General features: G+C 38.4%; 9 protein-coding genes. 6 read left to right on the forward strand and 3 right to left on the reverse strand.

The window, feature by feature from the left end; translation table 11 throughout:
- Positions 1–420 precede the first annotated feature (420 nt).
- Together E0H89_RS05115 and E0H89_RS05120 are read right to left on the reverse strand one after the other, a co-directional pair.
- Positions 421–1,233 carry a hypothetical protein gene (locus E0H89_RS05115; RefSeq protein WP_131215089.1) on the reverse strand — a complete coding sequence of 271 codons (813 nt, stop codon included), beginning with the start codon at positions 1,231–1,233 and terminating at the stop codon, positions 421–423.
- A gap of 266 nt (positions 1,234–1,499) precedes the next feature.
- Complete coding sequence (locus E0H89_RS05120; RefSeq protein WP_131215091.1) at positions 1,500–2,306, reverse strand: hypothetical protein; 807 nt, start codon at positions 2,304–2,306, stop codon at positions 1,500–1,502.
- Positions 2,307–2,615: 309 nt separating this feature from the next.
- On the opposite strand from E0H89_RS05120, the gene metG reads away from it, so the two are divergent.
- The 3 genes from metG to E0H89_RS05135 all read left to right on the forward strand — a co-directional run bounded on the left by metG (position 2,616) and on the right by E0H89_RS05135 (position 7,066).
- The gene (metG, locus tag E0H89_RS05125) at positions 2,616–4,673 is read left to right on the forward strand and encodes a methionine--tRNA ligase (protein ID WP_131215093.1); all 2,058 of its coding nucleotides are present in this window, start codon (positions 2,616–2,618) and stop codon (positions 4,671–4,673) included.
- Between the two features lie 101 nt (positions 4,674–4,774).
- Positions 4,775–6,046, forward strand: coding sequence for a DUF6602 domain-containing protein (locus E0H89_RS05130; protein ID WP_131215095.1), 1,272 nt, complete (start codon positions 4,775–4,777; stop codon positions 6,044–6,046).
- A gap of 45 nt (positions 6,047–6,091) precedes the next feature.
- Positions 6,092–7,066, forward strand: a complete 975-nt coding sequence (locus tag E0H89_RS05135; RefSeq protein WP_131215097.1) for an MBL fold metallo-hydrolase — start codon at positions 6,092–6,094, stop codon at positions 7,064–7,066.
- Positions 7,067–7,111: 45 nt separating this feature from the next.
- Here the strand turns inward: E0H89_RS05135 and E0H89_RS05140 are convergent, their stop codons facing one another.
- Entirely contained in the window at positions 7,112–8,092 is a 981-nt protein-coding gene (locus E0H89_RS05140) for a sensor domain-containing diguanylate cyclase (RefSeq protein WP_131215099.1), read from the reverse strand.
- Between the two features lie 300 nt (positions 8,093–8,392).
- Between E0H89_RS05140 and E0H89_RS05145 the strand changes: the two genes are divergently transcribed.
- The 3 genes from E0H89_RS05145 to E0H89_RS05155 all read left to right on the forward strand — a co-directional run bounded on the left by E0H89_RS05145 (position 8,393) and on the right by E0H89_RS05155 (position 13,751).
- Positions 8,393–8,770 (forward strand): VOC family protein, encoded by a 378-nt coding sequence (locus tag E0H89_RS05145; RefSeq protein WP_131215101.1) that lies wholly within the window; start codon positions 8,393–8,395, stop codon positions 8,768–8,770.
- Between the two features lie 124 nt (positions 8,771–8,894).
- Complete coding sequence (locus tag E0H89_RS05150; protein ID WP_131215103.1) at positions 8,895–10,145, forward strand: exonuclease SbcCD subunit D; 1,251 nt, start codon at positions 8,895–8,897, stop codon at positions 10,143–10,145.
- A gap of 9 nt (positions 10,146–10,154) precedes the next feature.
- On the forward strand, positions 10,155–13,751 hold the full coding sequence (locus E0H89_RS05155) for an AAA family ATPase (protein ID WP_131215105.1): 3,597 nt from the start codon (positions 10,155–10,157) through the stop codon (positions 13,749–13,751).
- The last annotated feature ends 26 nt before the right edge of the window (positions 13,752–13,777 follow it).

Genomic DNA, 13,777 nt, shown 5'->3' on the forward strand with positions numbered 1-13,777 from the left:
ATTATAATAGGTTAGACCTATTCTGGTGTGGTTATTTTCAAACGCAACAGAGCAGCTCCCCTGCTCGACCCATTCTTTTATTTTTAAGTTTCTATCTCGCAGCGATTCAAAACTGCCAATTTAACTAGGTTCTCTATTTCATTTATTCGAAGAAAAATTTGAATTCATCAGCCATGTTTATATATTCCACTACCGGTTCAATAAATAAAGATCCGCTTAATCATTCATTCAATATTTATTGTTCTTTTCATGTATTTTATATCCAAAAATAGAATGGATTAAATATTCCTTTAACAAAGCCTATCTCTATATAACTACACCATCCCTGTATTTGGATGGTGTAGTTAATGGAATGATTTCAGAGCTGCTCTTAAGCAAGTGTCAAAGCAACAAAATTCAACTTAATGATATTCATTTTTATTACTTTCTAAGCGTACTCATAAAACTCACTACCGAAAACAGCCAAATAAACAAGATAAAACTGCGTTCTTTGCTGAAATAACTGACATCGGTACCATGCAAAATATTATGGCGGGTCATGGTCACGGTTGAGCTGCTGTCCATCTTATAGGCTGCCAATTCTGCAAAGTAAATATTCATTTCACAAGCAATTTTGGCTTTATGCCACAAGCTCTTTATTTCATGCCCTTTTAAACCCGGGACAATTTTGTAGACATCGACAAATTTGGTCTGATTCTGTTTTAAAAAACCACGTTCAATTAAAACATCCGTCAATAAACCTTCCAGTTGCGCATATAAAAGCGGAATGCAGCCTGCAAAGCACTGCATTTCATATAATTTAAATGTGTCTTTTATCACCAAACGGCGCTGTGCTTTATTTCCAGCATCAATCTCTAAAGCATCGAAAGCTTCAAGTAGTTCTGCCTGGAAATAATCCGTATTGATCACATCTAAAAGATTTAAGCTTGCCACATCATCTTCATGTTGATTGATCAAGCTCCAGATATGAATCAAGTTTAAGGCATCATTGGCAAATTTTGCATCGACCGGTTGATCCAGATTATCGGCAAGTACATCAAAATAAGCTTCAACTTGAGCATATTGACGTAACGCTTGGATTAAATGGGTGTGTTCACCTGCAGATATTTCCTGAAGATATTGCTCGGCATTTTGTAAAATACCTTTCCCCAGTTTGTCTTGAACATTCTGATTTTGTGGAATTCGGGTCACTTCTCGTTCGAAATCATCTAAATCAAAATCATCATCAATCATCGCTTTTACTCTTGGCACATTGCTTTAAGTGGCTATTATCACAGGTATTCAATACAGCACATAGCGCTATAAAATAAATACTATGACAAATGACTGAATCCCAATCGAAATTGAGTCCACATCATAGCCACTAAATAACAGTTCGCCTGATTTAGATAATATCTAATATGCAGATGGTCCATGTTTTTCGGAACGATCTTAAATTTTTCGGTCTTGCTGGCTCCTCCAATCACGCCCTGACTGAAGGAGCCTTTAAACTAGAATCATTATTTATGATTTTTATTTTGGTCAGACTTGTTTTGCTCAGACTGAGCATTTTTATCATGATCCTTTTTGGAGTCATCTTTTTTATGAGTTTGATCTAAGTCGTTGTCCTTCGACGAAGCATTTTGGTCATCCTTTTTTGAATCATCTGACTGAGACTGATCATCTTGCTTGATTTTACTCATCGTGTCAGCCGCCATCTGTCTGAGTTCACCGAGTTTGACACTGGCTTCACTCACTAACTCAGTAATCTTCTGTTTAGTGTCTTCGAACTTATGCAGAGCCTCATCTTTTAAATTGGCCACAAGGTCCTGCTGACCATTCTGACCCGCTTTAGAATTTTGTTTATCTGACTGTACCGATTTATCTTGATCAGATTTAGCATTTTTCGAATCTGAACCCTGCACACCATTTTGCTGACTGTCGGACTTGCCATTTTTTAGCTCATTCAGAATCTTTTCGCCTTTTTTCAATAGTTCTTCACCAATGGCGATTGCCTTCGCTTTTAAGTCATCCATCTTAATGGTTTCAGTTTTTTTGTCTGAATTGCCTGACTGAGATTCTTTAACATGATCAGAATTATCTTTTTGATCTGCATGTTCGCCATTTGACTGAGCGCTTTGCTTAGCTTCAGACTTTTCATCAGTATTTTTCTTCTGGGCTTCTAGAGTCTCCTGATATTCTTGGTTGTGCTGTTTATCGATCTCGTTCTGCTTTTGCTCTTTTTCGATTGGGTCATTCAATTCTCGTGCATGTCGTTCTTTATCTTGGTTCTGCTTCGAAATACTGGTCTGGTTATTCTGAGTCATGAGGACCCTCCCTGAGGTGTATAAAAATTATTAGACAATTTTTTTAGCACAAATCATGTAAATAAGCGGGAGAATTAAGCAAACTGCAACAAAGCCTGTACATATTGTTGCTATTGATTGCAGGAAGTAGCGCTCACGTAATACGATCAATTGTTTAATCGTTGCTCATCGGACGATAGTGATTTTTGTATTTGAATGTTCCGGTCGCTTTATTGGTTGTGCTTCTGCTAAAGCATTTCTTTGTAATCCCCTCTGCATCATGTAAAATTATGGCCCATTGCATAATATACGAATGAGAGAGTCAGATCCGTGCGTAATATCCTAGTCACTAACGCCCTTCCATACGCCAATGGTCCAATCCATATGGGTCACTTACTCGGTTATATCCAAGCAGATATTTGGGTTCGTGCCATGCGTGCAATGGGTCATGACGTGACTTACGTCTGTGCGGATGATGCTCACGGTACAGCAATCATGCTGCGCGCTGAAGCGAACGGCATTTCACCTGAAGCGCAAATTGCCAATGTGCAAAAAGAACATATCCGTGACTTTGATGGGTTCGGTGTTCACTTTGACCATTATGATTCGACCAACAGTGAAGAAAATAAAAATCGCTCCTCTGAGATTTACATTAAGAACCGTGAAGCAGGCAATATTGCAGTTCGTCCGGTCAAACAATTGTTCGACCCTGAAAAAGGCATGTTCTTGTCAGATCGTTTCATTAAAGGCACCTGCCCGAAATGTAAAGCGGAAGATCAGTACGGCGACTCATGTGAAGTGTGTGGTGCAACTTATAATGCAACAGAACTATTGAATCCAAAATCGACTTTAAGTGGTGCTGCACCTGTTGAGAAATCATCAGATCATTACTTCTTCAAACTTCCAAATTTTGCTGAATATCTACAAAAATGGACACGTGACCAAGGTCGCTTGCCAGTTTCTATTGCCAATAAACTGGATGAGTGGTTTGAAGCAGGCTTAAACGACTGGGATATCTCTCGTGATGCACCGTATTTCGGTTTTGAAATTCCAGATGCACCAAACAAATACTTTTACGTTTGGGTCGATGCGCCAATTGGCTACATGTCGAGTTTTGAAAACTACATCAAAACCAAACGTCCAGAATTAAACTTCAATGATTACTGGAAAAAAGACTCTGAAAATGAGGTCTATCACTTCATTGGTAAAGACATCGTGTATTTCCACGCGCTATTCTGGCCTGCGATGCTTGAAGGTGCAAACTACCGTACGCCATCGGGCTTGTTCGTAAACGGTTTCCTGACTGTAAATGGTCAGAAGATGTCTAAATCTCGCGGTACGTTTATTAAAGCGGAAACTTATTTAGAACATTTGAACCCTGAATATTTACGTTACTACTTTGCGTCTAAGCTTTCGGACAAAGTTGAAGATTCTGACTTGAACCTTGATGATTTCGTTCAAAAAGTGAATTCAGATCTGGTTGGTAAAGTGGTCAACATTGCCAGCCGTTGTGCAAAATTCATCAACACCAAGTTTGATAATAAGTTAAGCACGACTTGTGCTGAGCCTGAATTGGTACAAAGCTTTATCGACGCAGGCTCGTCAATTGCTGCCCAATATGAAGCACGTGAATTCTCTGCTGCGATTCGTGAAATCATGGCATTGGCAGATAAAGCAAACCAGTACATTGATGAGAAAAAACCGTGGGCGCTTGCAAAGCAGGAAGGTCAAGAACAGCAAGTTCATGACGTGTGTTCAGTCGGTATTAACCTGTTCCGTCAATTGGCAGTTTACCTTGCGCCTGTATTGCCGACGTTGGCACAGCAAGTTCAAGCCTTTTTACAACTTGAAAGCTTCAATTTCGAATCTCGTAAAGACATCCTTGTGGGTCATGAAATTGCGTTGTTCCAACCGCTCATGCAACGTGTTGACCCTAAAGCGGTTGCGGCAATGGTGGATGCATCTAAAGACTCTTTAGCTGCCCCTGCTGAAGCACCAAAAGCTGAAAAGAAAAAAGAGAAAGCCAAAGAGAAGAAAGCTGAACCTAAAGTCGGTGAAGCTGAAAGCATCACCATTGATGACTTTGTAAAAGTTGACCTGCGTGTTGCAGAAGTTGTCGAGGCAGCTACGGTTGAAGGTTCTGACAAGCTTCTTCAATTAACTTTAAATGTCGGTGAAGCTGAGCCACGCAATGTATTTAGTGGTATTCGTGAGTTCTACCAGCCTGAAGACCTTAAAGGCAAATTGGTGGTGATGGTGGCTAACCTTGCACCACGTAAGATGCGTTTTGGTATCTCGAACGGTATGGTACTCGCTGCGGGTAATGGCGAAGGTGTTTGGGTGATTTCACCTGAATCTGGTGCCAAACCGGGTGATAAAGTGTCTTAAGGTTTAAGACGAAAGATAAAAAAGCCTCTACTGATGTAGGGGCTTTTATTTGATAAAATAATAATTGTTAATAAAAGCATGCTTAATATTATTGGAATCTTATGAGCAATTCAAATGCACTTCAATTTCTCGTCGATAAGACCGAGACTGTAAGGACTTTAAAATTAAAAAAAACTGAATTTCAAGGGCTAGGTCATGAGTTGTCAATTTCCCAAAAAGATTTAATGAATAGTTATAACCGCTCAAAGAATATAAAACATACAAGAGACTTAGGTACTCATAGAGAAGAAATTTTACGTAAACACTTATTAAATGCCGGTTTAGTACCTCCTAAATTTCTTATTAGTGAAATAAGTTGTAGAGTTGCAGATACTAATGGCAATTATTCAAGAGAATTAGACATTCTTTTTTCTAACCACGAAGAAAGAATTTTATTAATGAAAAGAGGAAATACACTTGAAGTTCATCCAGTTGAAAATACTTACGGTACAATTCAAGTTAAATCAAAAGTAACTCAAACAGAATTAGAATCTGCTTTTGAAAATATTGCTTCATATAAAAGACTAAGAAAAAATAGAAGTGAAAAAGAAGCTAATATATCTAATGAAGGATTTGGAATTATATTTTTCTATACCACAGATTTAGATAATGAAAAATTAACAGAATGTATAAATTCTTTAAAAAACAAATATTCTCTTGACTTAGTACCTAATGCTATATTTATTCTAGATCATGGTCATTTTATTCTACAACATAAGGATTCATACAATTATTTCCTTACTGACCACATTAGTTCTTGCCAAAATGAAGAATTAACGTACTTTTGCAATCCAAATCATGATGATCACTTGTTCCATTTTCACTCAATATTATTATATCTACTACAAAATACTAGAACATTTACATTTAAATTATCTGACTACTATAATTTAGGTAATATCGACTTTAATACCAATATTTCTTTCAAATTCATGTTTGGTGAACATCATGAATTAATGACTTGTGATAAACACAAAGGAGACGATTATCAATATTTAAAAACTATTAAAAGTGAAAATTTAGAAAAAATATACAACTCAGTCATTAATACACTATTTTATGATGAAAATTTTATACTTTTTAATATACACTCAGACAACCTTGTTAAAATTTATAATCCTGAAAAACTAGAGTTAGATCCCATTCTAAAATATGATAAAAACACAATGATTTATGAAAAGATAATAATTAATAAATTAGGTAATAAAATTAATGTTCTACTGCCTTGGTATTATATTTTAAAAGAGAATCTATTTGAAGATTGTCCACGTTGTCAGAGAAATCTGACTCAAAAGATCAATAGACAAAAAACAAAACTTAAATCTCCTAGTTAGAATCTAATATCATATAAAAACATTTAATCAACTTATAAGAAACCTATGAAAACTTTGAAACCTCTATTCCTAGCACTCACCTTAAGCACCACAGTTCTCACTACTACTTACGCTGCTGAAGTAAACATTGTCCAACAAAAACAAGTCGCAGGCTATTACCATCACCAAATCGGTAATACCCAAATTACCGCCCTACTCGATGGAACAAACTACCTCAACCCATCCATGTTTAAAGGCTTAAGCGACCTCGATAAAACTGAAATTTTAAAGAAATACTACGCTGACCAAGCCAAAGGTATTCAAACATCTGTGAATGCCTTCCTGATCAATACAGGCAATCTGTTACTCATGGTGGACAGCGGTGCAGCCAGCTGCTTTGGCGCACATTTAGGTTCAATCTATAACAACTTAAAAGCATCAGGCTACAAACCCGAACAAGTGAACGAGATTTTCCTCACCCACTTACACCCTGACCATGTCTGTGGTATTTCAAACAATGGTGTAGCCAACTATCCAAATGCCACGCTACACATTGCGAAAACGGAATACGACTATTGGCTCAATCCAAATACGCTAAAGAAACTGCCAAAAGAAAAACAGGCTGGTTTCCTGGGTACGGTTGAAAAAATTAAAGCGGCTTTAGCACCCTATGAAAAAGCTAGAAAAGTGAAGGTATTCTCGGATAAATCATTGGCTTTTGGTGGTATCGAATTTAAACCATCGTTTGGTCATACCCCGGGGCATTACAGCTTTAAACTCAAAGCCGATGGTCAGGAAGCGGTATTTATTGGTGACATCGTGCATTCACATACCCTTCAGTTTGACCGTCCCGAAACTGCGATTGAATTTGATGTTGATCCCAAAACAGCGGTACAGACACGTCTGAAACACTTTGCTGAATATGCCAAAGAGGGTCAACTGATTGCAGCACCCCATTTACCTTTTCCGGGTTTAGGTCATATTTACTCTAAAGACGGTAAGAGTTATCAATGGATTCCGGTACATTTTAAAGATAAATAAAAAAACTCCCTTCAATAGAAGGGAGTTTTTTTATTTATCTGCGTTTCAATTGTCTGCTGAACTTAAAATAGAATTTGACATTTCATCGGCAACAAACCGCTTACGCCCAGTCTGTTTGGCTTTAAACAGGTTTTTATCGACCGTATCTAAAAAGTGCATTTTGTCATTCTGTGCGGTAGGGATAATACTTTTAACCCCCATACTTAAAGTGACGTTTTCAGAAATAGGGGAAGCCCTATGCGGAAGATTTGCCTGATCCATCATGTGAAGAATCTTTTTTGCAACTTGCATCGCATCTTCTAAAGGGGTTTCCGGCAATACAATTGCAAATTCTTCTCCGCCATAACGTGCCACTAAATCACGCGGACGGACACAGCAACTTTCCAGCATCTGCGCAATTTGCTTAATACAGGCATCCCCAATGATGTGTCCATTAAAGTCATTGTATTGTTTAAAAAAGTCGATATCGATCATAATCACTGAGAGCGACTTTTGTTCACGTATTGCGTTATACCATTCACGTGAATAAAAATCATCGAATAAACGGCGATTGGCAATCTCTGTTAAACCATCCTTATAGGAAAATTCTTCCAGTTTGCGGTGTAAGCTATGTAATTCTTCTTCCTTTTTTTTTCGGTCAGAAATATCAAACATAAAACCGACTAAACTTTCAACTTCACCATTTTCCTTGCGTACCACATGGACGACATCCCGAATCCAGCAATATCCACCTGTTGCCTTTAAAGCACGATAATCTGCTTCATGATCTATACCGGCAATGGACTGGCTTACACAGAAATTCAGCACATGATCACGGTCATCACGATGCATGCGGTCTGCCCAATCCTGCACCGACTTCCAGGAATCCTGTTTCCAGCCCAGTAACTTTTCAATTTGAGGACCAATATAACTAAACTGTTTCGTTGCCCAGTCTATACTCCAGGGTATAGCTAAAGTTGACTCTAATAATGTTTTATAAAACATGTCATTCGACAATTGATGCTCATCAAACGGATTATTCGGCATACGACTACTCTAATTTGAATGCGCAAACAATGTCATGACATGCTCTGATTTTGCCATATAAGACATTCCAATACGCTCTTAATAATTAACCTACTTAAAGCAGGTTTCCCCAATAAAAATTGTTTTTCGCAACTGAACATTTTATATTTCAATATGATTAATTATCATACAATTCCTTCCATAAGAAAATATATCCTTTTGGGTAATTGATTTATTTTTAAAGCTATTAAAACTTGCGCATACAACAAATACATCGCATCAATTTTCTGAAATATTCCAAATAATAATCAGGGCTACATCATGAATAACATTGTCTACTTTGAAATCCAGTCTTCAAATCCACCCAGAGACATTGACTTTTACCAGACTGTTTTTGGCTGGAAATTTACCAAGGTTGAAGGTCTTCCTGTTAAATATTACCAGATCGAAACTGAAAACATGTCAGGTGGCTTACTGAAACGCCCTGCAGCTATACTACCTACACATTGCGGAACCAATGCTTTTACCTGTTCTGTGCTGGTCGAAAATTTCGATGAAACATCGAGGAAGATCCTTGCCGCCGGTGGTCAAATTGCCATGCCTAAATTTGCGATTCCCGGTCGTTGCTGGCAGGGATATTTTCTTGACCTGGATCAAAATATCTTCGGTCTGGTTGAAGCTGATGAAAAAGCAAAATAAAAAAATAGATAAATTCTAATTGTTTAGAATGACTTAAGTAGTCGTACCCGCGATGAATTGCATAATAAGTGGCAGTATTTATGGTAATTTATAGCCTCATCATGCATTGTGATTTGGGGCGTTCATGGCTGTTCATTTTTTTCATACATCAGATTGGCATTTGGGACAATTTTTTTATAACCATTCACGCCAGTATGAACATGAACAGTTTTTAGCCTGGCTACTTGAACAGATCAAACAAAAACAACCGAATGCCCTACTCATTGCAGGGGATATTTTTGATGTCATCAACCCGGCATCTGCTGCACAAAAACAGCTTTACCAGTTTTTAGCCGACGCGCATGCACTTGCCCCGCATATGCAAACGCTGATGATTGCAGGTAACCATGATTCAGGTTATCGGATTGAACAGGTCGAACCCTTACTGGAAAAATACAATGCCAGAACGGTTGGGGTTATTCGCTGGAAGGAAGACAAGACTTTAGATCTCGATCGTTTACTGCTGCCGATTTATGACCTGAATAAAAAGGTTGTCGCATGGTGTTTGAGTCTGCCTTTTTTACGTGCTGCTGAAATTACCGGTTTTAATGAACATACTACAAATAGCCAAAATGCGATTGGCTATTTGCACCAGCAACTGATTAGTGAAGCCAAAAAACGGAAAACCGATGATCAGGCGCTCATTTTAATGTCACATGCGCATATGCAAGGCGGCGAAACTTCCGACTCTGAACGCCCGATTATTATTGGCAATGAAGAGGCTTTGTCTACGGCCTTATTTGACGATGTGATTGATTACGTAGCGCTCGGACATTTACATAAACCACAAAAAGTCCAGCATCCGCATATTCGTTATAGTGGCTCCCCGATTCCACTTTCATTCAGTGAAATTAACTACAAGCATCAAGTGGTTGAAGTCAAAATTGAACCCTCAAAAGCAGATCAATCTGCTTTTCAATTTGAAACCTTGCCTGTTCCTCGCAGCATTCAACTGCACCGCGTTCGGGGAGAGCTGAATGAGGTATTTAACCAACTTAAAGCGATGGCAGATGGTGAAATTGCTAATATTGACCAACGTGAATATATCGATATTGAATATCATACCGATACCCCTCCGCTACCCAATTTGAGACAACAGTTTGAAGATGCCTTGCCTAAAAACCGTTACCGACTGGTGAAAATTTCACGCCAGTACAAAAATCTTCAAGTGCAAAACTGCGCTACAAAAATTCAGCTAGAACCGCCAACGCCAGAAAAATTGTTTGAACAAATTTGGCAAAACAAAGGTTATGTACAAGATGATGCCGTGTTAAAAGATTTTCAGAGTCTGGTGCAAGAAGCACATCAATCGCTTGAAAATAAAAACACGATTTAAGGATGTGCCGTGAAAATTTTATCTATCCGTATAAAAAATCTGGCATCTCTTGCTGGCGAACATTTTATTGATTTTGAAAGTGAACCTTTGGCCAATGCCGGGCTGATTGCCATTATTGGCAAAACAGGTGCAGGCAAATCCACAATTCTTGACGCCATGTGTCTGGCGCTCTTCAATCAAGTGCCGCGTCTTAAAGGCAGTGATGGCAAATTGGTCGATGTGGATGGTTCTGAATTACTCACCAATTCACCGTTAACCGTGCTTCGCCGTGGTACCGGACATGGTTTTGCCGAACTGGTCTTTGTGGCACAGGATCAAAAGCATTATCTGGCACGTTGGGAAATTAAACGTGCGCGTGAAAGTGCCACAGGTAAATTACAAAGCGTCCAACGCCATTTAAAATGTTTAACCGATGGTGTGGTAATTGCGGATAAAGCCAAAGCAGTCGATGCCAATATCCTCAAAATCACCCAACTCAGTTTTGAGCAATTTACCCGTGCAGTTTTACTGGCTCAATCTGAAGTCACTGCCTTTTTAAAAGCCCGAGATAATGAACGTGGCGCTTTACTGGAATACTTAACCAACTCCAATATTTTTGCCAAAATTGGTGAAATTGCATTTCGTAAAACCGCCGATATTGAAAAAGAGCGTAAAAAACTCGAAGAAATGATCGGTCATATTGATATTTTGTCAGATGAAGCAATTACTGAATTAAATCAGCAATTTACAATTGCAAATATTGCATACAAAAAACTAGAAACTGAAAAAACACATCTAAGCAAACAACAGCTTTGGTTTGAAGAACATCAAAAGCTGGAAAACCAAATCAGTGACAAACAAAAAAATTATGATGATCAATTTTGTGTTCAACAACAATTAGCCCCTGAACGTCATAAACTGAACCGTTTAGAAGTATTTTCAAGTATTCGCCCAACTGTGTTTCAACAAGCTCAATTAGTCAAAGCCCAACAACAGCTGGTACCCCATATTCAGCAACTCCAAAATTCTTTTGATGCGGTTTCAAAGCAATTTTATAATGAACAACAACAGTATAAAAAAGTGGACACTGAACTTAAAGTTCTGCAAGATTTTGAATTCACCCATGCCGAGGCTTTAAAACAAGTTCGAAGCTGTATTCAAGAACGTGATTTTATTGGGGCTGAATTTAACAAGCTGAAAACCAGATGCGTAGAATTAGATGCACAACAACAACCATTAAATGCGCAAAAACAAAATATTGAACTGGATATTTCAAGGCTGTTCGATCAGCAAAAAGCAATTCAAAAGCAATTATCCGAAACTGAAAAATTCAGTCCGCTGGATCAAAGTATTCATGCCCATATTCAACAATTACAGCAATTCATTACTCAATATCAAACGATTGAACAAAGTCTAGGAGATCTGACCCAAGCGCAATCAAAATGTGCAGAAGATCAACGCAAACTAGATCAGCTCCAGACTGAATTTGGTGCTGTCACGCAGATTGAACAGCAATTGCTAAAATTAAATACAGAGCGTGAGCTAGGAATTTTCCAGCTTAATCAGTTAGATCTTGCACAACAAAAGTTAAAGCAATATTTTGAATTACATGCGGATCTATCTCATCATCAAACTCAATTACAGACATTCAGCTCACAAGTACTTGAACTGAATCAGGCAAATATACAAGCAGAAAAAACCTTTGAAACGGCAAAAAATGACCGGGTTCAACTGCAAGAAATTTTGCAAAAACAGCGCTTATTGCATGCAGAAAATATTGAACAATTACGTATCAATTTAGTGGCAGATAAGCCTTGTCTGGTGTGTGGTAGCACCTCTCATCCTTATAAAAATGACGAATCGCAAGTTTCAAAAGCCTTGTTTGAATTGCAACAACAGCAAGAACAACACGCCATTCAAAAAGAGCAGGAGAATTTCCAACACTGGCAAATGGCCCAACAACAGGCAACCAAAGCGCAATCTGAACTAGATCAACTCAAAAACAACATTCAAAGCAATATTAGAAAATTAGAAATCCAGCAAAATGAAATAGCGCAACAGTTTTCAAATTTGCAGATTCAAATCAATTTTGAACAATCAGCTCATGATATTGAAAAACAGGCATTAGAAGCTTTAACTCAATTTAAAAATGCAAAACAAGCGAGTGAAGATCAATTAACAACACTCAATCAGACCCTGAAAGATCAACATCATTTAGCCCAGCACATTCAAAGTATTCAATATCAACTGAACAATGCAGAAAACTTGCAACAACACGTTCAGCATGTCGTCGCTTGTTTAAGTGATACTGAAAAACAAAAATGGACGACACAAACTACGGCTCAAGCAAAAGTCGTTTTATCGGCATTATCCAATCGTGCTCAACATCTGACCAGCTTAGATAAGGTCGCTAAAGATCAAGACAATCTTCATCAAACTTTAACTTTAGTTAGCACAAATCAGAACAACCTCCTAAAACTCATTTATGAATCGACCGAAGCACGTGATCAAGCCTATGCCAGAGGGCAACAAAATACTCAACTTGCCACTCAACTGATTCAACAGATGACTGATTTAACGGCAGTCAAACCGCATGAATGGTTAATTCAACATGATGAAGACCGCCAACAAAAACAACAGGCTTATCAGCAGCAAAAACAAAGTTTTGAACGATTGAGGATCGATTTTGAAAGACAGCAGAGTGATTTGAAGCAATTGATTTCTCGACAGGCTGAACACCAAAATATGATTAATCAGCTGAATGTTGAAATTGAAGACTGGTTGAAAGCTCATCAAGATTTTACAACCCAGGATTTGACCGACTTAGTACAGATCAGTTCTGCGCAAGAGCAAGAGATCCGGTCTCAACTGCAAAATGCTGAACGCTTATTAAATGAAAGTGCATCGGCTTTAAAAACTTTACAAGAGCAACAGACGGCGCATCTCAGCCAGCAACCGAATATTGAGTTCAATGTCTTAGCACTGCAAATTGAAGACAATCTGGCAGCTTTAACTGCTCAATCTGAGGTCTTAGATAAACTTAAAGTCGATCTTGCACGCCATCACGATAATCTTGATAAGCAGGCCAAATTTGCCGATCAGATTCAAAACATTCAGCAACAGGAACACCGCTGGGGCAAAATCTCCGGACTCATGGGGGATGCAAACGGTAAAAAATTCCGTGATTACGCTCAGCAATATAATCTGGACATTCTGGTTGAACATGCCAATCAGCAACTTACCATGTTGTCGCAGCGTTATACCCTCAAACGTCTGGATCACTCATTAAGCCTTGCGATTGTCGATCATGATATGGATGGTGAAACCCGTTCAGTCTCCTCTCTTTCTGGCGGTGAATCCTTCCTGACTGCGCTAGCCTTGTCTTTGGCTATTGCCAATATGGCATCAGGTTCGATGAAAATCGAATCGCTGTTTATTGATGAAGGTTTTGGAACTTTAGATGCATCTTCTTTGTATATGGTGATGAATGCATTGGATCAATTACAAAACCAAGGGCGTAAAGTGGTGCTGATTTCACATATTCAGGAAATGCATGAGCGTATTCCGGTACAGATTCAGGTGAAACCGTTAGGTGCCGGTGCGAGTACCATTCAAGTGGTTGGGTAATTTTAAAATCCGAAAATCATAAAAAA

The sequence above is a fragment of the Acinetobacter sp. ANC 3781 genome, assembly GCF_004331285.1.
Lineage (GTDB): Bacteria > Pseudomonadota > Gammaproteobacteria > Pseudomonadales > Moraxellaceae > Acinetobacter.